Source organism: Neorhizobium sp. IRS_2294 (assembly GCF_050500145.1).
In the GTDB taxonomy this organism is placed as follows: domain Bacteria; phylum Pseudomonadota; class Alphaproteobacteria; order Rhizobiales; family Rhizobiaceae; genus Neorhizobium; species Neorhizobium soli.
In genome coordinates, this window is the sequence record NZ_CP191440.1 from 897331 (window position 1) to 919613 (window position 22283).

Below are 22283 nucleotides of genomic sequence, written 5' to 3' on the forward strand. Positions count from 1 at the left end.
TACTCGATACAAAACGGAATCCGTGCAGCAGACGATCAGCGCCGCACGTTTACTAACGGGACCTTACCGGGAAATACTGAATGCAATCTTTACGGAGGTGCTCAGAGCCCTGCAGGATGACGTCTAGAGAGGCGAAATCGATAACACTTCAGTCACGAGGTCGTCAGGTGAGGGCAATGAGCCCGCGAGGGGCGCCACACGATCGTCCAGGCAGTCTTGATCTAATCCGGGAGACGCTCGTTTGGAACTCTCCATGCGGCGTTGGCGTTCGGTTGTCGAATATATCTCAAGGAGACATGGATGGACCAGTTACGGGACCAGCTCGAGGATCAGCTGGCAGCACTTGTCCAGGAAGCGGCGCCACCCCTCGAACGGCAGTGGTGGCATAGCTCGACCGTCTACCAGATCTATCCGCGCAGCTTCTGCGATCTGAACGGTGACGGCATCGGCGATATTCCGGGCATTATCTCGAAACTGGATTATATCGCATCTCTCGGCATCGACGTCATATGGCTCTCCCCGATCTTCAAATCGCCGATGGATGACAACGGTTACGACATTTCGGACTATCGCGATATCGCGTCGGAATTCGGAACGCTTGCCGACTTCGATCTGCTGGTTGCCGAGGCTCGACGCCGAGGCATCGGCATCTTGCTCGATCTGGTTGTGAATCACACGTCCGACGAACACCCGTGGTTTCAGAACTCACGAGCCTCTCTCGACAATCCGTTTCGTGACTTCTACGTCTGGCGCAAGCCGGGTCCTGACGGCGGACCGCCCAACGATCTCCAGTCGACATTCGGCGGCCCCGCCTGGACGCTCGACGAGACGACCGGCGAATACTACCTGCATCTCTTCTCGCGCCGCCAGCCCGATCTGAACTGGGAAAACCCTAAGGTCCGTGCCGAAGTTCATGACATGATGAACTGGTGGCTGGAACGCGGCATTTCCGGTTTCCGGATGGATGTCATCGACTACATCGGCAAACAGGTGGACCAGGGCGTGGTGACCGACGGTGCGCACCTGCACGAATATCTGCAGGCGATGAACCGCGAGACCTTCGGTGGCCGCAACGTCCTGACCGTCGGCGAGGCGTGGAGTGCCACACCTGCATCGGCACTTCTCTATTCCGGTCGCGAGCGGCAGGAACTCTCGATGGTGTTCCAGTTCGAACACGTGACCCGCCAATGGGATGAAACCTACGGCAAATGGCAGCCGAAAACCTTCGACCTCGTCGAACTGAAGTCGGTGCTGAGCAAATGGCAGAACGCGCTGGCCGACGATGGCTGGAATTCCCTGTTCTGGGGCAATCATGACCTGCCGCGTGCCGTTTCGAAATATGGTGACGCTACAGGCTATCCCGTCGAATCCGCCAAGATGCTGGCGACGGTCCTGCATCTGCTGAAAGGCACGCCGTTCATCTATCAGGGCGAGGAAATCGGCATGACCAACATGCCGTTTAGCGCGATCGAGCAGTACCGCGATATCGAGACGCTCAACATGTATCAGCTGCATGTGGATGCCGGCCGTTCGCCTGAGGATTTCATCATGGGCGCCAACGCGAACGGCCGCGACAACGCCCGCACGCCGATGCAGTGGAACAGCGCAGCTTATGGCGGTTTTTCCACCGTAGAACCCTGGATCGGCGTCAATCCGAACTATGCGTCGATCAATGCGGACGTGGCGATGAGCGACGAGCGTTCGGTCTGGAACCATTATCGCCAGCTGATTGCCTTGCGGAAATCCCATCCGGTCATCGTCTACGGCAAATACCAGTCGTGGCTCGACGACAATCCCTACGTCTTTGTTTACACCCGCAAACTGGACAGGGACCTACTGGTCGTCATCGGCAGTTTTTCAGCGCATGAGGTCAGTCTGGACCTGCCGAAAGAACTGAAGATATCCGGCAATTGCCTCATCTCCAACTACCAGCCGATAGAAGCGCTGGGTGAGACGGTGGTTCTGAAGCCGTATGAGGCCCTCGCCATCCTGCACCGGATGCCATGACGAAAAGTCTTCAGTTTTAGAGAGCCCTGCGCCCGTAAGCGCAGGCCACACACCTATTTCCGCAACAACCTGAGCGCATTGATCGTCACCAGAACCGTTGCGCCGGTGTCAGCCAGGATTGCCGGCCAGAGCCCGGTCACGCCGATCACCGTCGTGACCAGAAAGACGGCCTTCAGCCCGAGCGCGATGGTGATGTTCTGGTGGATGTTGCGCATCGTCTTCTTCGACAGGGCAATCATTGCTGCGATATCTGCCACCCGGCCATGCAGCACAGCGGCATCGGCGGTTTCGAGCGCAACATCCGTGCCGCCGCCCATGGCGATGCCGACATCCGCCGCAGCCAGCGCCGGCGCGTCGTTGATCCCGTCCCCGACTTTGCCGACGACGAAACCGTCACGCTTCAGTTCGCCAACGATCCGGCTCTTGTCTTCCGGCAGCAGGTCGGCGCGAACCTCGATCCCGAGCTCCTGTCCGATTGCACTTGCCGTGCGCGCATTGTCGCCGGTCAGCATGACTGTTTTTACGCCCGCTTCGGTCAGAGCCAGAAGCCCAGCCTTGGCATCAGCCCGCGGCTCGTCGCGCATGGCGATCGCACCAGCGAGCACACTGCCGACGATGAGCACGGAAACCGTTTTGCCCTCGTCATTGAGCGCTGCGATGCGGCGGCTGTGCGCCATCGACATCGACACCCGCTCGGCGGCAGCCTTGGGAGAGCCGAAGAATACGTCCTGTCCCTCGACCTCTGCAGTCAAACCTTTTCCGCCGAGCGCCTTGCCATCGCTCGACTGCGGAATGACCACTTCGTCTTCTTCAGCTTTCGCGAGGATGGCTTTTGCAAGTGGATGGCTGGAGCCGATTTCCAGCGCGGCCGCAATCCGCAGCACCGCATCGGCACTGTGGCCGAACGCAATGACATCGGTGACCTGCGGCCGTCCCTCGGTCAGCGTGCCGGTCTTGTCGAGGGCGACGGCGGTGAGCTTTCCGAGTGTCTCCAGCACGGCACCGCCCTTGATCAGCAGGCCACGGCGAGCACCGGATGAGAGCGACGCAGCGATCGCCGCAGGCGTGGAGATGACCAGTGCGCAGGGGCAACCGATCAACAGGATGGCAAGACCCTTGTAGATCCATTCGTTCCAGTCACCGCCGGCAGAGAGGGGCGGCAGGATGGCGACCAGAGCGGCAACCGCAACGACGCCGGGCGTGTAGTAGCGCGAGAAGCGGTCAATAAAGCGTTCGGTCGGCGCCTTCTTTTCCTGCGCCTCCTCGACGAGGCGAACGACGCGGGCAATCGTATTATCTTCGGCAGCAGCGGTGACACGCACCCGAAGCGCGCCATCGGTGTTGATGGTGCCGGCAAACACGACATCGTCAACGCCCTTGGCAACCGGCGTGCTTTCGCCCGTCACGGGCGCCTGATCCACCGCGCTCTGGCCTGACATGATGACGCCATCGGCTGATATCCGGTCGCCGGGCCTCACAAGGATGATCGAACCGATCGCAAGGCTTTCGGCCGGCACGGTTCGCGTCTGGCCGCCCTCCTCCAGAAGTGCTTCCTTCGGCACCAGAGCGGAGAGGCTCCTGATGCTGTCGCGTGCCTTTCCGGCGGCAACGCCTTCCAGTAATTCGCCAACGAGAAACAGGAAGACGACGGCCGCCGCTTCTTCCGACGCATCGATCACCACCGCGCCGACAGCGGCGATCGTCATCAGCATTTCGATCGAGAACGGCGTGCCGGCCAGCGCCGCCATGATGGCGCGTCGCGCGATCGGCACCAGACCGATCAGCATCGCGGCGGTGAAGATATAGGTCTCGTAAGCGGGAAACAGGTGGCCGAGCCCATAGGCAACTCCAAATGCCAGGCCGGCCATAATGGTCAGTCGGCCCTTGGCGGATTTCCACCATGGGCCCTCCATCGGGCCGTGGTCATGCCCATGCAGGCCTTCAGTGGCGGCTGTGTCCCGATCATGAAGGGAATGGTCATGACTGCTTCCATGATCGTGATCATGATGGTCGGCGTGATCAGCAACGGGAATGACCGGCTCAGCCGAACGATTCCGCTGCGAAAGCTGTCTCAGCGGATAACCGAGACCGGAAACACGCTTTTCGACGGCGCTAAGATCGACGCTGTCATTGTGGCTGACCGTCATCGTGCCCGCGGCAACCGATACCGAAACATCCTCGACGCCGGGCATGCGGCGTACAGCCGTGTCGATCTTGGTGGCGCAGCTGGCGCAGTCCATACCGCCGACCTTGTATCGCGCCTGATTTACTGCCGTCATCGTGCTGGTTCCCTGCCGTTCGTCTCAGATCACCTCTCGTGTCTACAACCTCTAGCCACTAGAGCTGCAAGAGGGAAAACGCCCACACGTGCGTTCCTATTGCAGTGCATATCCACATGGATATTGCGCGTGCACAATTATTGAGCTTGCGGGGAAAGCGATGAAAAAATACTGTCGTTCTACGCTCGGCGCTGTCCGAGCAGCCAATTCAACACCGATTGTTCGACAAAGGATCACCTCATGAAGGCTCAGTGCCTCACCAAGTTTGCAGCGCTTGCAATTCTTGCCACGTTTTCCGGCGTCGCCTCGGCCAGTGCCCAGACGAAGACCTTCACCATTTCCTGGTGGGGCTATAACGGCGACAAGATGAAAGCCAACATCATCGAGCCGTTCAAGAATATCTGCGGCTGCGACATTGTGTTTGAAACCGGCAACAATGCCGACCGCTTGAACAAGCTGAAGCTGCGCGACGGCAAGGGCGTGGACGTGATCTACCTCTCGGACAGCTTCTCCCAGCTCGGCGTCGCACAGGGCCTGTTTCAGGAAGTCGACGCATCCAAGATCCCGAACCTTTCGGAAATCTACGAACTCGGCCGCAACCCGCAGGGCAAGTATGGTCCGGCCTACACGATCGGCCGCGTCGGTCTCGTCTATGACAGCGCCAAGGTGGATCCGGCGATTACATCCTGGGCCGATCTGTGGCGCGCCGACATGAAGAGCTCGGTCTCGCTGCCGGGCATCACTACAACGGCCGGCCCGATGGTCGTGTTGCAGGCCGGCAAGCATGCGGGCGTCGATGCCTACGAGAATTCCGAAAAAGCCTTCGAGGCCATCACCGCGCTGAAGCCGAATGTGGTCAAGAACTACAATACCGGCTCCGAACTGGTGAACCTGATTTCGACCGGCGAGGTGCGCGTTGCCCTGGCGCAGGATTTCACGCTTGCTTCGATGCAGGCAGCCGTCAAGACGATGACCTGGGCGACACTGAAGGAAGGCGATATCGCCACGCTGAACATGGTCAACATTCCCAAGGGCTCCGAAAATGTCGAGCTGGCGCACCAGTTCATCAACTTCGTTCTGTCGAAGGAAGTTCAGCAGAAGGAAGCCGAACAGGGCGTCGATGCGCCGATCAACAGCAAGGTCGAGCTTTCGCCGGAACAGGCCAAGATGTGGACCTATGGCGCAGACCAGGTCTCGAAGCTGGGCCGCATCGATTACGCCAAGCTGAACGACGCCAAGACCGACTGGATCGACCAGTGGAACGAGGTTTTCGGCCAGTAATCCCAGTCACAGACGACGAGCCCTCTCCTCGATCCAAGGAGAGGGCTTTTCCTGATCCGGGCGGGGATTGCGGAGCACATCCGCTGCCGGAACGCCGGTGCCTAAAAGGCGCAGGGCAGCCCGGAATTTGAAAGAACAGACATGAAGCGTTTTGCCAAATGGGGGCTGACGATGCCGGCGACGATTGCTGTCGTCGTCGCTCTCGTTATTCCGGTTCTCTTGACCATCGCCACCACGTTCGGTGAGCCGAAAGGCGCCTTTTCGACCTACACCGCCTTCTTCAACAGCGGCTTCCGCACCAATATCCTCTACCGCACGCTGCGTATCGCGCTGATCACCACCGCGATCTCGCTGGTCATCGGCTTTCTGACGGCTTACGTGATCGCCCGGATGCCGGGGCGGCTGAAGTCTGTCGCGATCATCGCTGCTGTCTTCCCACTTCTGACCGGCGTTGTGGTTCGCTCATTCGCCTGGCTGATCATCCTCGGCAAGAACGGCATCGTCAACGACACGCTCATGTCGCTCGGCATCATCTCCGAGCCGCTGTCGATGCTCTACACCGAGGGATCGGTGATCGTTGCGATGGTCTATCTGTTCGTGCCGCTGATGATCCTCACCCTGACCGGTGTGCTCGAGGGCATTCCGCGCGAAGTGGTCGAAGCCTCAACCTCTCTGGGTGCCACGCCGATTGCCACATTCTTCCAGGTCATCCTGCCGCTTGCCGTGCCTGGCCTGATCGTCGGCGCGGTCCTCGTCTTTACCGGCAGCTTCACCTCCTACGCGACGCCGCAGCTTCTGGGCGGCGAGCAGATGATGATGATGGGAACGCTGCTTTACCAGCGCGCCATGGTCACCTTCGACTGGGTGGGCGCCTCCACCATCGCAGCGATCATGGTGGTCATCACCATTGCCGTCGTGACGATCATGAGCCGCATGGCGCGGCGCCTCAATCCGATGGCGGTATGACAAGATGACCACACGCATCCATCCCCTCCTCGGCGCGTTCGCCGCCCTCGTCTTCCTTTTCCTGCTCGCGCCGCTCGTCATCATCGTCGGCGCGTCGCTTTCCGACACATCCTACCTGACGTTTCCGCCGCAGGGCCTGACACTGCGGTGGTTTGCCAATATTTTCGAGATCTCCGCCTTCCGGAACACCGCGATCACCAGCTTTCAGGTGGCGATCCTCGGAACGGCGCTGTCGCTGCTGATGGGTATTCCTGCCGCCTATGCGCTGAACCGGTACCGCGTCGAACTGCCGAAATGGCTTTCCACGCTGTTCGTCCTGCCGATCCTGGTCCCCGAAATCGTGTTCGGCTTCTCGCTTCTGAAGTCGATTACCATCGGCTTCGGCCTGCCGGTCTATCCGAGCCTGATCCTCGGCCACGCGCTTCTTGTTCTTCCCTATTCCGTGCGCGTCGTCGGTGCGAGCCTTGCGGCCTTCGACTTCTCCGTGGAAGAAGCTGCGATCAGCCTTGGTTGCCCGCCGCTCAAGACCTTCATGACGGTCGTGCTGCCGAACATTCGCGCCGGCGTCATCGCCGCCTTCATCCTCGCGTTCATCACCTCGATCAACGACGTGTCCATCTCGGTGTTTCTGACCGGTCCCGGCATTTCCACGCTGCCGATCCAGATTCTGGCCCATATGGAGCAGTTTTTCGACCCCACCATCGCCTCCGTCTCCGTGCTTTTGATGCTGGTGACGGTTGGCGTGATGGCCATCGTCGAAGCCACGCTCGGCCTCACCTTCCTGACCAAGTAAGACGAGTAGAACCCTTTTGACCGTATCGCTCACCATCGAAAAACTTTCCGCCCATTACGGATCGACACAGGTCCTCAAGGACCTGTCGATCTCGGTCGCGGCCGGCGAGCTCGTGTCGCTGCTTGGCTCATCCGGCTGCGGCAAGACGACGACGCTGCGGATCGTCGCAGGCTTTCTGGAGCCGACCAGCGGCCGCGTGCGGCTTGGAGATCGCGATCTCACCACGCTTCCGGCACATGCCCGCGATATCGGGCTTGTGTTCCAGAACTACGCGCTCTTTCCTCACCTGACCGTGATGGAAAACGTCGCCTTCGGTCTGAAGCAGCGCGGCATTGCCAAACCCGATCGGGCCAAGCGCGCAGGAAGCATGCTCGACCGCGTCGGCCTTTCGCACCTGGCCGACCGGCTGCCGTCGGCACTGTCAGGCGGCCAGAAGCAACGCGTGGCACTGGCCCGTGCGCTCGTCATCGAACCACCGCTCCTGATGTTCGATGAGCCGCTTTCGAACCTCGATGCCAAGTTGCGCGTGGACATGCGCGTCGAAATCCGCCAGTTGCAGAAGGCGAACGGTACGACATCGCTTTATGTCACCCACGATCAGGAAGAAGCCTTGTCGATCTCCGACCGCGTGGCGATCATGAATGCAGGCCGCATCATGCAGCTCGACACGCCCGAAGTCCTCTACCGCAAACCGGCCAACGCCTTCGTCGCCAGTTTTGTCGGCTTCGAGAACCTCGTTCCGATGAAGGTGGTCTCCCGCGACGGCGCGACCGTCACAGCCGAGGCTGCCGGCGGTGCGCAATTGTCGTTCTCGCAGGATGTCTTCGGTGCGATCAAGGACGATTTCGTTCTGGCCACCCGCGCCGACGGCCTTGTCGCCCGCCAGTCCGGCGAAGGCATTCCCGCGACCCTTGGCACCCGCACCTATCTCGGCCGCGCCTACCAATACAAGTGTGTGACCGTCGCCGGCGAGATCACGGCGAATGGAGCACTATCCGAACCATACGACCCTGGCACGAGCGCTGTTCTGGTGCCTGTACCGGAACAGTGCTGCATTCTCGATCCCGAAGCCTGAGCCTCGATTTACAAACCTCAAGCCCCTCCTCAAAAGTATGACTTTTCGCAGCACTTGCTCTCGACAAGGCGGGCCTGCCCGCGCTATCGAAGGCCAAAATGTTCGGGGAGGAAACCGAGAGATGCCAGAGCCTAAGTCGATCATCCTAGATTGGGGCACGAGTTCGCTCCGTGCCGCGCTCGTATCTGAAACGGGCGAAACGCTCGATACCCGGGATACGACAAGCGGCGGCATCCAGTTCGTTAAGGATGGGGCCTTCGAGGCCGCCCTGATGGAAACGGTCGGGGCATGGTTCGACGCGCACGGCGCAATTCCAGTCCTCGCTAGCGGCATGATCACCAGCCGCAATGGCTGGATCGAGGTGCCTTACGTCGATGCGCCCGCGGGTCTTGCCGAACTGGCAGCCGGCACGCGGCAGATCACGCTTGCCAACGGCGCCATCGTCACCTTCCTGCCCGGCATGCGCGATCCCGCCGCAAAGCCGTTTCCGGACGTGATGCGCGGCGAGGAAACGCAGATCGTCGGCTTCGGGCTGGACAAGAACCGGACCCTGGTTCTGCCTGGAACCCACAGCAAATGGGCACGGGTCGAGAGTGGCCGGATCGCCGGTTTCCAGACCTATGCGACCGGTGAAATCTTCGCTCTGCTGACCAAGCATTCATTTATCGCCAAGGCATCCGAGCCGGCACCGGGCTCCGAGCCGCGCTGGGAGGCATTTGACCGTGGTGCCGGGTTTGCCGCAAGCGACGCGCGTGCCGCCGACGCGTTCCTGTCTGCCGTCTTCAGCGCCCGCACGGGCGTGCTCGCCGGCGTTCTGGCACCTGATGATATCGGCGACTACGTTTCCGGTCTTGTCATCGGTTCGGAGTTCCGTCAGGCCCGCGCGGCAGGCTGGCTGAAACCCGGTGAAGCCATCGGCATTGTCGGCAACAACGTGCTGAACAGCCGTTACAGCCGCGTCGCGCCGCTGTTTGATCTTGATATAGAGCCGGGCCCAACCGATGCCGCCAAGCGCGGCGTCCAGTTGATCGCCGGACAATTGCAACTGACGAATGAAGGATAGTTCGATGACGTTCCAAGACGCGCTGCAAGCCTGCAATCTGGTTGCCATCCTGCGCGGCATCACGCCTGACGAGGCCGAGCCGATCGGCGAGGCGCTGATCGAAGCCGGCTGGCGCATCATCGAAGTCCCGCTCAATTCGCCGGAGCCGCTGAAGAGCATCGAAAAACTGCAAAAGCGGTTCGGGGACAGGGCGCTGATCGGTGCGGGAACGGTGCTGACGACCGCTCAGGTCGCAGACGTTGCCTCGACGGGTGCAACTGTCATCATCTCGCCGAACGCGAACCTCTCGGTCATCGAAGCGAGCGTCTCGCGCGGCATGATCAGCCTGCCGGGCGTCGCAACGCCGTCCGAAGCCTTTGCGGCGATCGGCGCCGGTGCGACCGGCATCAAGGCCTTTCCGGCGGAGGCGATCCCGCCCATGGTCATCAAGGCCTGGCGGGCGGTTCTGCCCAAGGATATGCCGGTTCTGGCCGTTGGCGGGATTACGCCTGACAACATGAAATCCTTTATCGACGCCGGCACGAACGGCTTCGGCATCGGCGGATCGCTTTACAAGCCGGGCGACGATGTTGCGTCGGTGGCGGCCAAGGCCAAGCTATTTATCGAGGCGATGCGCCGCAGCTGATACCGAATCAACGCCATGCGCCAATCCGCGCATGGCCTTTTTCGACCAATCGGCGTAAAGCAGCGGTTCTTGAATCAGCAATGCACCGCATCCTTATGAAAATCCTTCCTGAAGAGCAGTTTTCCAAAGACGAACCGCAGTTCGAGGATGACATGGGCGAAGACGAACTTGTCCAATCTGCGTATTTCCTGATCGAGGCGCTGACCTTCGCCCCGGTGGCGAAACCGGGCACGCCCGAAGAGCCGTCGAAACCATCGCCAAATCAACGCTTTCGGACCGAAGGTTCCGTGTCCGATGCGGCCTGCAACCGGTTGACCGTACGTCGGAACTTGGCCTAGGCATAGTTCCCCGCCATACTCAGCCGAGATTCGCATGACGATCATCCGACCCGACATCAGCGCCCGCGCTGCGGCCGCTCCGCGTAGCGGTATTGGCGAAATTGTCACCTATGCACGCGGTCGTGACAACCTCATGCCGCTGTGGATCGGCGAAGGCGACCTTGCGACGCCCGACTTCATCACCCGGGCTGCCAGCGACGCGCTTCTCGCAGGCGAGACATTCTATACCTGGACGCAAGGAATCCCGGAGCTTCGCCAGGCAATCCTGCGCTACTACCAGCGCCACTACACGGCCGATCTCTCAGTCGACAACATCTATGTCACCGGATCGGGCATGCAGTCGATCGTGCTGGCGATCCAGACGGTCGCATCGGCCGGCGACGAAGTGATCTATTTGTCACCGGCTTGGCCGAACGCTGCCCATGCCGCGAGTGTTTCCGAAGCAAAGGCCGTACCTGTCGTCCTCGATTTCATCGATGGCAGGTGGGTGCTCGATGCGGGCCGACTGGAAGCTGCGATCACGCCGAAAACCCGGGCGCTGTTCATTAATACCCCATCCAACCCGACGGGCTGGACGGCAACGAAGGATGATCTCGAGGCGATTCTCGGCCTTGCGCGCCGCCATGGTCTCTGGATCATCGCCGACGAAATCTACGGGCTCTACTATTTCGAAGGCACGCGGGCACCATCGTTCATGGATGTCATGGACGCGGAAGACCGCATCATCTTTGCCAATTCCTTCTCGAAGAACTGGTGCATGACCGGCTGGCGCATCGGCTGGGTGGTAGCGCCGGCCGAGATCGGCCAGACGCTCACCAATCTCATCCAGTACTCCACATCAGGCGTTGCGCAATTCATGCAGAAGGGCGCGATTGCGGCACTCGACCTTGGCGACGAGTTCATTCGCTCCAATGTCGAGCGTGCCCGAACCTCGCGCGACATTCTGTGTGACGCGCTGGTCGCCACCAACCGTGTCGAAACGCGAAAGCCCGAAGGGGCGCTCTACGCGTTCCTGAAGATCGACGGCGTAACAGACAGCCGCGCCGAAGCCTTCAGGATTGTCGATGAAACCGGCGTCGGCATGGCGCCGGGCACCGCATTCGGCCCCGGCGGCGCCCCATTCATGAGAGCCTGTTTTCTGCGCGACCCGAAGCAGATCGAAGACGCGGCCGAGCGGCTATTCGCCTATATCCGCCGACGTTGACCGGACGAGCTTGTCAAGATCGGCGATGGGCGAATGCCGGTTTCGCACTCCACCCATCGGGGATCTTAAGAGATCGACGTCAGTTGCACTGACCGGCTTGGTTGAGGGCTGCGGTCACGCCGCTGAGCGAGAACGTGTAGGATGTGCGGGTGCCTCTCCCCGAGACCGCCTGAAGCGTCATATTGCTTCCCGTACGCATGGCGTCGATCATCGCGGAATCATTGCTTTCCTGCTGCGTCCAGCCGGAGTTGCCCCGCGGCGTCATGGCAAAGGATTTGCCATCGATCGTGACCGTTATCTGTGAGCTGTTTTGAAGATCATATCCCATGATGGCCTGCGGATAATATCCGCTGCCCGAAGGCTTGGGCGCCACGAGGAAGAAGTTATCGCCGTGGTTCACGCTTGCGGGCGTCGCCTGTTTCGGAATGGTCAGGACGTAGCAGCTTTTCGAAGCTCCCGCCTGATAGGAATAGACGTTCCAGTCGCCGAACTGCCTCAGCATCGTCGGGCTCGGCTGGGCAAATGCCGGCAGGGCAATCACGGCTGCAAAGAGAGGCGCAAGGGCGAAAGGTTTGAAGGACATCTCGTCTCCTGTTGGGAATGGCAAGGGAAATACGGGTACGAATGCATCCGTAAGTGATCCCATAGGGGGAGGAGGCGGTTACCGGAAAGTTAAAACTTTCACCTTCTGCGCCGTCGCCTCCGCCAAACCCGGTCTGGAACCGGGCAGATGTGATCAACCGAAAGAGACGAAATATCGCGTTTCCGGTTCTTTAGCGCGATCGCTGCGGCCAGCCTCACGGCATCTTCACAAATGCGTCAAACCTGTAACGAAACCGAGGCTTTTTGCCGTGAGGCGATGCGGACAAGAAAAGTCCGGCTTGATGGCGCCTGACTAAGTTCGATCTCCGAATCGCCCGGATGCAGCAGGATCGCATCATACGCGCCAAGCAATGTGCCGTCTTTCAGCACCAAATCCGACGTCGGCAGAACCAGGGTCACGTCCGAACCGTTCGACGTAATGACGCGTTGACTGACGGAGAGCATCGTCACGCCGTGAATAAACTTTCCGCGCCGGGTCATGACATTGAGATCGGTGATCGGGCCAGAGAGCAGCCTTGCGCTGGTCACTGCATCGGCCGGAAACGCGTGGGGTGGCGTGTCGGGGCGCAGGACACGATCGGGCTCGCCCTCGACCGAAAGCTCGATCCCGTTGCCCTTCAAAATGCTGAGGGTCCGGTCTATGTCCGCGAACACAGAGAACGGGCCGTCCTCGGCCACCGTCGCCATGCTGATACGCCAGTCGAAATCATCGACCGACGCAGCCTCGGGAAAGACGGCGATCTCCACCGTCTCGCCCTTGCCGTTCTTCCAGGGCATCCGCTTATGGTCCGATGCACGCAGGATGCGCATGCGCGTCAGTTCCCGAGGATGCCGGGCAGCCGAAGACCCTTGTCTTCGGCGCAGTCGATCGCGATCTCGTATCCCGCATCGGCGTGGCGCATGACGCCGGTTGCAGGGTCGTTCCATAGGACGCGTTCGATCCGCCGGGCTGCATCGTCGGTTCCGTCGGCGCAGATGACCATGCCGGAATGCTGCGAATACCCCATGCCGACGCCGCCGCCATGATGCAGCGATACCCAGGTGGCGCCGGATGCAGTGTTGAGGAGAGCGTTGAGGAGCGGCCAGTCGGAGACCGCGTCCGATCCATCCTTCATCGCTTCCGTCTCGCGGTTCGGCGAGGCGACGGAACCAGAATCGAGATGGTCGCGGCCGATGACAACAGGGGCGGACAGTTCACCGCTCCTCACCATCTCGTTGAAGGCGAGGCCGAGCTTGTGGCGATCACCCAGACCCACCCAGCAAATCCGCGCCGGAAGTCCCTGGAAGGCGATGCGCTCGCGCGCCATGTCCAGCCAGTTGTGCAGGTGGGTGTTGTCGGGCAGCAGTTCTTTCACCTTCGCATCGGTCTTGTAGATGTCTTCCGGATCGCCCGACAGCGCCGCCCAGCGGAACGGGCCGATGCCGCGGCAAAACAGCGGACGGATATAAGCCGGGACGAAGCCCGGAAAGGCAAAGGCATTTTCCAGGCCTTCATCCTTCGCGACCTGGCGGATGTTGTTGCCATAATCGAGCGTCGGCACGCCGGCATCCCAAAACGCCACCATCGCTTCGACATGCGCCCTCATCGATGCGCGGGCCGCAACCTCCACGGACTTGGGGTCGCTTTCGCGCTTCGCCTTGGCTTCCTCGACGGTCCAGCCGACCGGCAGGTAGCCGTTGCGCGGGTCATGGGCGGACGTCTGATCGGTGACGATGTCCGGGCGCGGGCCACCGGCTTTCATGCGGGCCACCAGTTCGGGGAAGATTTCGGCGGCATTGCCGAGCAGGCCGACCGATTTCGCTTCGCCCGCCTTGGTCCACTGGTCGATCAGCGCCAGCGCTTCGTCCAGCGTCTTTGCCTTGGCGTCGACATAGCGGGTACGCAGACGAAAATCGATGCGGGTCTCGTCGCATTCGACGGCAAGGCAGCAGGCGCCGGCCATGACGGCTGCGAGCGGCTGTGCGCCACCCATGCCGCCAAGGCCGCCGGTCAGGATCCACTTGCCCTTGAGGCTGCCGTCGTAATGCTGGCGGCCCGCCTCCACGAAGGTCTCGTAGGTGCCCTGAACGATGCCCTGTGTGCCGATATAGATCCACGATCCGGCGGTCATCTGGCCGTACATGGCCAGACCCTTCTTATCCAGTTCGTTGAAGTGATCCCAGGTTGCCCAATGGGGCACGAGGTTCGAGTTGGCGATCAGAACGCGCGGCGCATCCTTGTGGGTGCGGAACACGCCGACCGGCTTGCCGGACTGCACGAGAAGCGTCTCTTCCTCCGTCAGCGTCTTCAGGGTCGCGACGATCTTGTCGAAATCGTCCCAGGTGCGGGCGGCCCGGCCGATGCCGCCATAGACGACGAGTTCGTGCGGGTTTTCAGCCACATCAGGATCAAGGTTGTTCATCAGCATCCGAAGCGGTGCCTCGGTCATCCAACTCTTGGCATTGAGCTCGCTGCCTCTGGGCGAGCGGACATCGCGGATGTTGTGGCGTGGATTGGTCATGACGTGGCTCCCCAATTTCTTCTGATGATCAAACTTCAAGGACCGGCAGGATGCCCGGCGAGATGGCGTGGGCGAAGGCGCCGGATGCGACCAGTTCGCTTGCGGCCTTGAGATCCGGCGCCATGTAACGGTCATCCTCGAGCGCAGGGACGGAAGCCCGCAGCACGGCGACGGCCTTTTCGAGTTCAGGACTGGTCTTGAGCGGCCCGCGCAATTCGACGCCCTGGACGGCTGTCAGCGCTTCGATCCCGAGAATGCCGAACAGGTTTTCAGTCATGCCGAGCAGGCGTCGCGCGCCGTGGCAGGCCATCGACACGTGGTCTTCCTGATTGGCGGAGGTCGGCGTCGAATCCACCGAGGCGGGATGCGACATCTGCTTGTTCTCGCTCATCAGCGCAGCCGACGTGACTTCGGCGATCATCAGCCCCGAGTTGAGACCTGGTTTCTTCGAGAGAAATGCCGGCAGTCCATAGGAGAGGGCAGGATCGACCAGAAGCGCGATACGGCGCTGGGCGATCGCACCGATCTCACAGATCGCGAGCGCCGTCTGATCGGCGGCAAAGGCAACCGGCTCGGCATGGAAATTGCCGCCGGAGACGACGGAATTGTCTGACAGAACCAGCGGATTGTCGGTGACGGCATTCGCCTCGATCTCCAGCGTCCTTGCGACGGACCGCAACAGATCGAGGCAGGCGCCGTCGACCTGAGGCTGGCAACGGATGCAATAGGGATCCTGAACGCGCTCGTCGCCTTCAATGTGGCTCGCACGAATTTCGGAGCCTTCGAGAAGGTTGCGAAGCGCGGCGCCCGCATCGATCTGGCCCTTGTGGCCACGCAGGGTGTGGATGTCAGGATGAAACGGCGCGGACGAGCCCATCGCGGCGTCGGTCGACAGGGCGCCCGTAACAAGTGCCGTCTGGGCGGCGCGATGGGCGCGAAACAGTCCCGCAAGCGCCAGTGCGGTGGAGGTCTGGGTACCGTTGATCAGCGCCAGCCCTTCCTTGGCGGCAAGAACGACGGGGGGCAGCCCCACCTTGGCGAGCGCATCGGCCGATGCCAGCCGTTCTCCCTGCAGAAAGGCCTCGCCTTCGCCCATCATCGTGGCGGCCATATGGGCAAGTGGTGCCAGATCGCCGGATGCGCCGACCGAGCCTTTTTCCGGAATGGCCGGAATGACGCCATTTTCCAGCATGCCTTCGATCAGGCGGATCAACTCGAGACGGACACCGGAGGCGCCGCGGCCGAGCGAGATGAGCTTCAGCGCCATGATGAGACGTACCACATTCTCCGGTAGCGGCGCCCCGATGCCGCAGCAATGCGAGAGGATGAGATTGCGCTGCAGGGTGGCGAGATCGGCACTGTCGATCTTGATCGAGGCAAGCTTACCGAAGCCGGTGTTGATGCCGTAGACCGGTGCGTTTCCGGCGGCGATTTCCGCGATCCGTCTCGCTGCCTTTTCGATACCGGCATCAAAGGAGCGATCGAGAACCGCCGAACCGTTGTTCCAGTAGAGATCGGCAAGCTCGGCCAGCGTGACGCTGCCGGGGTGAAGCGTGATCGTCATAGCTTTTGACCTCTAAAGACGTTCGAATGAAGTGGGTTGAAGCCGATGCGGTAAACCAGCTCGGCCGGTCGCTGGATGTCCCAGATGGCGAAGTCCGCGGATTTGCCAGCCTCCAGCGTGCCGGTTTCGGAGAGAAGACCGAGTGCCCTCGCCGCCTCGCGCGTCACACCGGCGATGCATTCCTCGACGGTCAGCCGGAAGAGCGTCGCCGACATGTTCATCGTCAGCAGCAGCGAGGTCAGCGGCGACGTGCCGGGATTGCAATCGGTCGCAATCGCGATCCGGACGCCGGCATCGCGCAGCAGCCGCACCGGCGGCTTCTGCGTTTCGTTGATCGCATAAAAGGCGCCCGGGAGAAGAACCGCGACCGTGCCGGAGGCAGCCATCGCGGCAGCACCTTCGGCATCGAGATATTCGAGATGATCGGCGGACAAGGCACCGTAGGATGCCGCCATCGCGGCACCGCCGAGGTTGGAAAGCTGTTCGGCGTGCAGCTTTACGGGCAAGCCGAGCGACGTTGCGTGATCGAAGACGCGCCGCATCTCGGCAACCGAGAACGCGATGCCTTCGCAGAACCCGTCGACAGCATCTACGAGGCCCTCCGCATGGGCAAGGTCCATAGCGGGCAGCACCACGTCGGTAATGTAGTCGCCGTTGCGTCCACGGTATTCGACGGGCGTTGCATGGGCGCCAAGGAACGACGTGACGACGCGGACCGGGCGGATCTTTTCGAGCGCCCGGGCGGCGCGCAGCATGTTGAGCTCGCCTTCGACCGACAGGCCGTAACCGGATTTGATCTCGAACGTCGAAACACCTTCTGCGAGCAGCGTATCGACCCTTGGAAGCGCGGCCTTCACAAGCCCGTCGACGGAAAGGGCATTGGTCGCCTTGACGGAGGAGACGATGCCACCGCCTGCGCGCGCGACTTCCTCATAGGTCGCCCCTTCGAGCCGCATTTCGAATTCCATCGCGCGATCGCCGCCGAAGATCAGATGCGTATGGCAGTCGATCAGGCCAGGCGTGATCACCCTGCCCTCCACGTCGATGATCTTGTCGGCATCCGGAAAGGTCGTAGGCAGATCGGACAGGGGGCCGGCGAAGACGATCCGGCCATCCTCTACGGCAATGGCACCGTGCTCGATGAGTGCAAGGCCTTGCGCCTCGTCGGCAAGCGTGAGCAGCCGGGCGTTGCGCCACAGCGTTCTGGTTGGCGCCACCTGTGAATTATCGCTATTCTCGACCACGAAGCCTTCCTCTTTTTGTTTTAATGTATATACATAAAAAACCAAGGCAAGAAGAATTTGCGAGCGCCTGCCGGCTGCGAGCAGGACCGACAAATGGAGTTGGCAGTGAACACCATTTTTGCAGAAAACGCACTCGTCGGCGGGCAATGGGCGAGCAACACTCGCCTGACGATCGAGCATGGCAAGGTGCTGTCGATTGAGCGTGAGGCGATCCCTGCGGCCACCGACGAGCGGCACCGGCTGATCGTGCCCGGCATGGCCAATCTTCACAGCCACGCTTTCCAGCGCGCCATGGCGGGACTGACGGAGGTTCGCGGATCGACGAGCGACAGCTTCTGGAGCTGGCGCACGCTGATGTACAAATTCGCCCTGTCGATGACGCCTGACGATATCGAGGCGGTCGCAGCGCAGCTCTATATGGAAATGCTGGAGGCGGGGTTTACCCGCGTCGGCGAGTTTCATTACCTTCACCACGACCGCGATGGGCGCCACTATGCCAATATCGGCGAGCACGCGGAGCGGATTGGTGCGGCCAGCGCTGCCACCGGGATCGCCCTCACCCTTCTGCCGGTCTTCTACGCCCGCTCCGGTTTCGGGGGAATGGCACCGACGGAGGGCCAGCGACGCTTCATCAACTCGGTCGAAAGCTTTTCCACGCTGATGGAGGAATGCCGGAAGATCACGTCTGCGCTTCCCGGCGGCCAACTCGGCATCGCGCCGCACAGTCTGCGGGCCGCGACGCCGGAAGAACTGCGGGACGTTCTGCCGATGGCAGGTGGAGGCCCGATCCACATCCATATCGCCGAGCAAACGAAAGAGGTCGAGGACTGTATCGCGTGGTCGGGCGCACGTCCCGTCGAATGGCTGCTCGCCAACATGCCGGTCGATGAGCGCTGGTGCCTGATCCACGCTACCCATATGACCGAGGCGGAAACGCGCGACATGGCACGCCGAGGGGCCATTGCCGGTCTCTGCCCCATCACGGAAGCCAATCTCGGCGACGGCATATTTCCGGCACCGGCGTTTCTCGAGAACGGCGGCCATTTCGGCGTCGGCTCGGACTCGAACATCTCGATTTCCGTCGCGCATGAACTTCGGCAGCTCGAATATTCGCAGCGTCTTGGACTACGCTCGAGAAACGTCGTCGCATTACCGCAGCAGTCGACGGGATCGCGTCTGTTGCTGGAAGCCCTGAACGGCGGCGCCCGCGCGCTGCAGTCGCAGGACGACATCGTCGAAGGTGCATCGGCGGATTTCGTCTCGCTCGATCTTGAGGCCGCACCCTACCTTTCGGCAGATCAGGTTCTCGATCAGTGGATCTTCGCTGACACGATCAAGGTGGATTGCGTCTGGGCGGCGGGCAAAAAGCTCGTGACGGGCGGCCTGCATGGGAGCCGAGAGACAATCGTCCCGAGGTTCCAGGCCGTGATGGCCGCTCTGCTTGACGCCGGCTGACCGGATATGGTGGAGAAGCCGTTTGATGCAGAGAGCCGAAGGACTTCGCCTTGACCGGAGAAAAAGACATCAAGGCGACGCGTGCGGTGGGCACACTGCACCAGAAGATCCTGGGCGACATCGAGAACAATATCGTCAGCGGCGAATGGCCCCCGGGATACAGGATCCCTTTCGAGGTCGAGCTCGCCAAGCACTACAATGTCTCGCGGATGACCGCGAACAAGGTTCTGACCCAGCTTGCCAATGCCGGACTGATCGAGCGGCGCAAGAAATCGGGCTCCTTTGTTGCCCAGCCGCGCAACCAGGCTGCCATTCTTGAGATCTACGACATCGAAGATGAAGTCCGCGCGCTGAACAAGGACTACCATTTCCGGATGGAGGAATGCCGGGAGCGGAAGACTGTGGCAACGGACCGGCTGCGCCTGAGCGTCTCCGGCAAGGAAAAATCCATCTACGTCGTCTGCCTGCATTTCTCCGACGGGAAGCCGTTCTGTCTTGAGGAACGACTGATCAATCTGAAGACCGTGCCGCAGGCAAAGGACATGGATTTCTCGACGGTTTCACCGGGCAAGTGGCTGATCGCGCAGATACCATGGACCGCTGCGGAACATCGGATCTCGGCCCAGCTTGCGGACGAAGAGCTGGCAAGGCGGCTGGAAATCCCGCCGCAGTCTGCCTGCCTCGTGGTAGAACGCAAGACCTGGGACGTTTCCGGCCCCGTGACGTCGGTGCGGTTCAGCTACCCTTCCGACAGCCATGCGATCACTGCACGCTTTGCTCCGGCCTCGAGCTGAGACCGGTTTGCCCACCCCAAGCCTCCCCCCGCCCATTCAGGCTTAAAATGCGGTCTGTCGCAGCAGGCTCGCCATTTCGCGTTGGACTTCGGGGGCTCAACGTGACCTAGTCATATGGTTCGTCGGCATAGAATGCCATCGATCCGGCGTTTGGAAAATTGGCGGCGCTGCCTCAATACGGACTGCGGGACCAAAAAGCCGGTTACCTGCGAAACGTCACTGGGCTTGTTATCATCGACTAAGCGGATGGCAGCAAGATACCCGACATGCAAACGTGGTAGTCCGACATTCGGAGCCACGCTGACGACAGAGGCTGCCATGACACTTTCTTTCCCAAATCCCGCGCGCAGTTACGATGAATCGAAAAGACGCGTCCGCTTTCTGGGTCATGACGGCATGTTCGAGGTTCGGTTCTTCGTCGCTGCTGAAGTTCTCAGCAGCAACCTTGTTGAAAGAACTGCCGTCAGCGATGATTATCTTGCCTCTTTCGATGCGCTACGACCGAAGATCCTGAAGGCGGCCCAGGCTGCCTACAAGGCTAAAAACGCACAATCCATCATGCTAGATCTCGAGAACTTCAAATGAACAGACTTCTGCTGAGCGCCATCGCTCATCGTCCCGACATGATGTATTTTTCCGATCTGACCCAATGTCAGTCGAACTCGGCTCGGTGATCGCATGACGATCTTTTCGGTTCGTCACCTTACGTCCTACCAGTATCATAAGCCGGTCGAGTTCGGCGAACACAGGCTGCTGTTCCGACCAAGGGACAGTTTCGATCAGACGCTGCTCGTGTCGCGCCTTGAGGTTTTTCCAAAGCCTGCCTATGTTCGCTGGATCCATGACGTGTTTGGCAACTGCGTGGCGCTGGTCGGGTTTGAGGGTGCGTCGCAGAAACTCCAGTTCGAAACGACTATCAGGCTCGATCATACGCCGCAGCTCGCGATGGATTTTCAGATCGACGAGGAAGCCCTCACCTATCCCTTCACCTATGACCCGGTGGAAGCGTTCGATCTGGAATGCACCATCCGTCGCCATTACCCAGATGCCAACGACGAGGTTGGCAAATGGGCGCGGCAGTTCGTCAAACCCGGCCAGCCGACCGAGACCGGCCGATTGCTGATGACGCTCTGCTACGCGATCCGTGAAAGCTTCGTCTATGCCCGTCGCCACGAACATGGCACCCAGGCTCCGCTCGAGACGCTGCAGCTGCGTCGCGGGACCTGCCGCGACTTTGCGCTTTTGATGATGGAAGCCGCACGGGCCCTCGGCCTCGCTGCACGTTTCGTCACCGGCTATATCTACGTTCCCGATCGCGACGGATCGACGACGCTTGGAGGCGGGTCTACCCACGCCTGGTGCCAGGTCTACCTGCCGGGAGCCGGATGGGTGGAATTTGATCCGACCAACGGCATTGTCGGCAACCGCGACCTCATTCGCGTCGGCGTCGCCCGCGACCCGAAACAGGCTATCCCGCTTCGTGGCAGCTATGACGGTGAGGCGGAAGATTTCAAAAGCATGTCAGTGCAGGTCAACGTCACGACCGACGAGTTCCAGGCCAAACTTCATGGCTAAACGGAACCGTATCAACGCCCGGGCATTGCCGCATTGCTGCCATCTCGTCAACGGTATTTAGGAGACATCGCTTCATGAGGATACGCGCCGGTTTTCATCTGGGCTATGAATGCCAACAGCCGACTGCCATGCTTCTGGCGTTGAATATCCACCCCTCCCGTCGCGTAGATCTATTGACCGAACAGGTGCTGACCTTCGACAGACCGATCGAGGCCTGGGGTTATCAGGATGTCTTCGGGAACGCCTGCAGCCGCATCGTTGCACCGCCCGGCCTGACGACGATCTCGACCGAGTTCGAGATCTATGACACCGGGCTTCCGGACCCGATCCCGGAAGATGCGCAGCAGCACCTCATCCAGGATCTACCCGACGACGTTCTGGTGTTCCTGCTGGGCAGCCGTTATTGCGACACGGACCGTCTGTCAGACTTCGCCTGGAACACGTTTTCCTCAACTGATCTGGGCTGGCCGCGCGTCAAAGCCATTCTTGATTTCGCGCATAACCGCATTGCGTTCAACTATCAGAACGCCGATTCGCTGCGGACCGCGTTCGGCGGCTTCAACGACCAGACGGGCGTGTGCCGGGACTACGCGCATCTGGCGATCACCCTTTGCCGGTGCATGAACATTCCCGCACGCTACTGCACGGGTTATCTCGGCGACATTGGTGTTCCCAAGGATCACAATCCCATGGACTTCAGTGCATGGTTCGAAGTCTATCTCGGCGGACGCTGGCACACTGTCGATGCCCGTCACAACAAACCTCGTATCGGCCGGATCCTGATGGCGACCGGTCGCGATGCGACCGATGTCGCGTTGTCGACGGCCTTCGGCCCAGCGATCCTGGCAAGGTTCGAAGTGATCACGGACGAACTGCCGATGGGCGGAGACGGGCAGGCGTAATAGCCGTGCCGAGT

20 protein-coding genes are annotated in these 22283 nt (G+C 60.9%); 14 read left to right on the plus strand and 6 right to left on the minus strand.

The features are described 5' to 3' along the window. Window positions 1–300: 300 nt before the first annotated feature. Window positions 301–2007, plus strand: a complete 1707-nt coding sequence (locus ACQY1K_RS21360; protein ID WP_430259295.1) for a glycoside hydrolase family 13 protein — start codon at window positions 301–303, stop codon at window positions 2005–2007. A 53-nt stretch (window positions 2008–2060) separates the two neighbouring features. Here the strand turns inward: ACQY1K_RS21360 and ACQY1K_RS21365 are convergent, their stop codons facing one another. Then, window positions 2061–4286, minus strand: a complete 2226-nt coding sequence (locus tag ACQY1K_RS21365) for a heavy metal translocating P-type ATPase (protein WP_430259296.1) — start codon at window positions 4284–4286, stop codon at window positions 2061–2063. 240 nt (window positions 4287–4526) lie between these two features. Here ACQY1K_RS21365 and ACQY1K_RS21370 point away from each other — a divergent pair, with 240 nt between their 5' ends. From ACQY1K_RS21370 to ACQY1K_RS21405, 8 genes are all read left to right on the plus strand, one after another. After that, the gene (locus tag ACQY1K_RS21370) at window positions 4527–5567 is read left to right on the plus strand and encodes an ABC transporter substrate-binding protein (RefSeq protein ID WP_430259298.1); all 1041 of its coding nucleotides are present in this window, start codon (window positions 4527–4529) and stop codon (window positions 5565–5567) included. 141 nt (window positions 5568–5708) lie between these two features. Next, window positions 5709–6533, plus strand: a complete 825-nt coding sequence (locus ACQY1K_RS21375) for an ABC transporter permease (RefSeq protein WP_092664465.1) — start codon at window positions 5709–5711, stop codon at window positions 6531–6533. 4 nt (window positions 6534–6537) lie between these two features. Further along, the gene (locus tag ACQY1K_RS21380) at window positions 6538–7326 is read left to right on the plus strand and encodes an ABC transporter permease (RefSeq protein ID WP_062576729.1); all 789 of its coding nucleotides are present in this window, start codon (window positions 6538–6540) and stop codon (window positions 7324–7326) included. A 16-nt stretch (window positions 7327–7342) separates the two neighbouring features. Then, on the plus strand, window positions 7343–8401 hold the full coding sequence (locus ACQY1K_RS21385; protein ID WP_430259301.1) for an ABC transporter ATP-binding protein: 1059 nt from the start codon (window positions 7343–7345) through the stop codon (window positions 8399–8401). 121 nt (window positions 8402–8522) lie between these two features. Further along, a complete protein-coding gene (locus ACQY1K_RS21390) occupies window positions 8523–9464 on the plus strand; it encodes a 2-dehydro-3-deoxygalactonokinase (protein WP_062458447.1) in 942 nt (313 codons plus the stop codon). Between the two features lie 4 nt (window positions 9465–9468). Further along, window positions 9469–10089 carry a 2-dehydro-3-deoxy-6-phosphogalactonate aldolase gene (locus ACQY1K_RS21395; protein ID WP_092664457.1) on the plus strand — a complete coding sequence of 207 codons (621 nt, stop codon included), beginning with the start codon at window positions 9469–9471 and terminating at the stop codon, window positions 10087–10089. Window positions 10090–10169: 80 nt separating this feature from the next. Then, window positions 10170–10427, plus strand: coding sequence for a hypothetical protein (locus ACQY1K_RS21400; protein ID WP_192087861.1), 258 nt, complete (start codon window positions 10170–10172; stop codon window positions 10425–10427). 34 nt (window positions 10428–10461) lie between these two features. After that, entirely contained in the window at window positions 10462–11631 is a 1170-nt protein-coding gene (locus tag ACQY1K_RS21405) for a pyridoxal phosphate-dependent aminotransferase (RefSeq protein WP_113165003.1), read from the plus strand. Window positions 11632–11710: 79 nt separating this feature from the next. Here the strand turns inward: ACQY1K_RS21405 and ACQY1K_RS21410 are convergent, their stop codons facing one another. The 5 genes from ACQY1K_RS21410 to hutI all read right to left on the minus strand — a co-directional run bounded on the left by ACQY1K_RS21410 (window position 11711) and on the right by hutI (window position 17543). After that, on the minus strand, window positions 11711–12214 hold the full coding sequence (locus ACQY1K_RS21410; protein WP_062576716.1) for an invasion associated locus B family protein: 504 nt from the start codon (window positions 12212–12214) through the stop codon (window positions 11711–11713). Window positions 12215–12450: 236 nt separating this feature from the next. Further along, window positions 12451–13044 carry a HutD/Ves family protein gene (locus tag ACQY1K_RS21415; protein ID WP_430259304.1) on the minus strand — a complete coding sequence of 198 codons (594 nt, stop codon included), beginning with the start codon at window positions 13042–13044 and terminating at the stop codon, window positions 12451–12453. A gap of 5 nt (window positions 13045–13049) precedes the next feature. Then, window positions 13050–14735 (minus strand): urocanate hydratase, encoded by a 1686-nt coding sequence (gene hutU / locus ACQY1K_RS21420; RefSeq protein ID WP_430259306.1) that lies wholly within the window; start codon window positions 14733–14735, stop codon window positions 13050–13052. Between the two features lie 28 nt (window positions 14736–14763). Continuing rightward, the gene (hutH, locus tag ACQY1K_RS21425; RefSeq protein ID WP_430259308.1) at window positions 14764–16299 is read right to left on the minus strand and encodes a histidine ammonia-lyase; all 1536 of its coding nucleotides are present in this window, start codon (window positions 16297–16299) and stop codon (window positions 14764–14766) included. Next, window positions 16296–17543 carry an imidazolonepropionase gene (hutI, locus tag ACQY1K_RS21430; protein WP_430259310.1) on the minus strand — a complete coding sequence of 416 codons (1248 nt, stop codon included), beginning with the start codon at window positions 17541–17543 and terminating at the stop codon, window positions 16296–16298. The genes hutH and hutI overlap by 4 nt, the downstream gene beginning before the upstream one ends. Window positions 17544–17648: 105 nt before the next feature. On the opposite strand from hutI, the gene ACQY1K_RS21435 reads away from it, so the two are divergent. From ACQY1K_RS21435 to ACQY1K_RS21455, 5 genes are all read left to right on the plus strand, one after another. Beyond that, a complete protein-coding gene (locus ACQY1K_RS21435; RefSeq protein ID WP_430259312.1) occupies window positions 17649–18998 on the plus strand; it encodes a formimidoylglutamate deiminase in 1350 nt (449 codons plus the stop codon). Between the two features lie 50 nt (window positions 18999–19048). Then, on the plus strand, window positions 19049–19792 hold the full coding sequence (hutC, locus tag ACQY1K_RS21440) for a histidine utilization repressor (protein WP_430259314.1): 744 nt from the start codon (window positions 19049–19051) through the stop codon (window positions 19790–19792). Between the two features lie 246 nt (window positions 19793–20038). Beyond that, window positions 20039–20377 (plus strand): DUF1488 domain-containing protein, encoded by a 339-nt coding sequence (locus ACQY1K_RS21445; RefSeq protein ID WP_430259316.1) that lies wholly within the window; start codon window positions 20039–20041, stop codon window positions 20375–20377. Window positions 20378–20470: 93 nt separating this feature from the next. Then, a complete protein-coding gene (locus ACQY1K_RS21450; RefSeq protein ID WP_062458480.1) occupies window positions 20471–21367 on the plus strand; it encodes a transglutaminase family protein in 897 nt (298 codons plus the stop codon). Between the two features lie 74 nt (window positions 21368–21441). Next, window positions 21442–22269: a transglutaminase-like domain-containing protein gene (locus tag ACQY1K_RS21455; protein WP_062458483.1), complete on the plus strand. Its 828-nt coding sequence runs from the start codon at window positions 21442–21444 to the stop codon at window positions 22267–22269. The last annotated feature ends 14 nt before the right edge of the window (window positions 22270–22283 follow it).

What these genes read in the sequence shown, in the direction of transcription:
- ACQY1K_RS21360 (WP_430259295.1), top strand. Translation starts at nt 301, where the DNA reads ATGGACCAGTTACGGGACCAGCTCGAGGATCAGCTGGCAGCACTTGTC.
- ACQY1K_RS21365 (WP_430259296.1), bottom strand. Translation starts at nt 4,286, where the DNA reads ATGACGGCAGTAAATCAGGCGCGATACAAGGTCGGCGGTATGGACTGC.
- ACQY1K_RS21370 (WP_430259298.1), top strand. Translation starts at nt 4,527, where the DNA reads ATGAAGGCTCAGTGCCTCACCAAGTTTGCAGCGCTTGCAATTCTTGCC.
- ACQY1K_RS21375 (WP_092664465.1), top strand. Translation starts at nt 5,709, where the DNA reads ATGAAGCGTTTTGCCAAATGGGGGCTGACGATGCCGGCGACGATTGCT.
- ACQY1K_RS21380 (WP_062576729.1), top strand. Translation starts at nt 6,538, where the DNA reads ATGACCACACGCATCCATCCCCTCCTCGGCGCGTTCGCCGCCCTCGTC.
- ACQY1K_RS21390 (WP_062458447.1), top strand. Translation starts at nt 8,523, where the DNA reads ATGCCAGAGCCTAAGTCGATCATCCTAGATTGGGGCACGAGTTCGCTC.
- ACQY1K_RS21395 (WP_092664457.1), top strand. Translation starts at nt 9,469, where the DNA reads ATGACGTTCCAAGACGCGCTGCAAGCCTGCAATCTGGTTGCCATCCTG.
- ACQY1K_RS21400 (WP_192087861.1), top strand. Translation starts at nt 10,170, where the DNA reads ATGCACCGCATCCTTATGAAAATCCTTCCTGAAGAGCAGTTTTCCAAA.
- ACQY1K_RS21405 (WP_113165003.1), top strand. Translation starts at nt 10,462, where the DNA reads ATGACGATCATCCGACCCGACATCAGCGCCCGCGCTGCGGCCGCTCCG.
- ACQY1K_RS21410 (WP_062576716.1), bottom strand. Translation starts at nt 12,214, where the DNA reads ATGTCCTTCAAACCTTTCGCCCTTGCGCCTCTCTTTGCAGCCGTGATT.
- ACQY1K_RS21415 (WP_430259304.1), bottom strand. Translation starts at nt 13,044, where the DNA reads ATGCGCATCCTGCGTGCATCGGACCATAAGCGGATGCCCTGGAAGAAC.
- hutU (WP_430259306.1), bottom strand. Translation starts at nt 14,735, where the DNA reads ATGACCAATCCACGCCACAACATCCGCGATGTCCGCTCGCCCAGAGGC.
- hutH (WP_430259308.1), bottom strand. Translation starts at nt 16,299, where the DNA reads ATGACGATCACGCTTCACCCCGGCAGCGTCACGCTGGCCGAGCTTGCC.
- ACQY1K_RS21445 (WP_430259316.1), top strand. Translation starts at nt 20,039, where the DNA reads ATGGCAGCAAGATACCCGACATGCAAACGTGGTAGTCCGACATTCGGA.
- ACQY1K_RS21450 (WP_062458480.1), top strand. Translation starts at nt 20,471, where the DNA reads ATGACGATCTTTTCGGTTCGTCACCTTACGTCCTACCAGTATCATAAG.
- ACQY1K_RS21455 (WP_062458483.1), top strand. Translation starts at nt 21,442, where the DNA reads ATGAGGATACGCGCCGGTTTTCATCTGGGCTATGAATGCCAACAGCCG.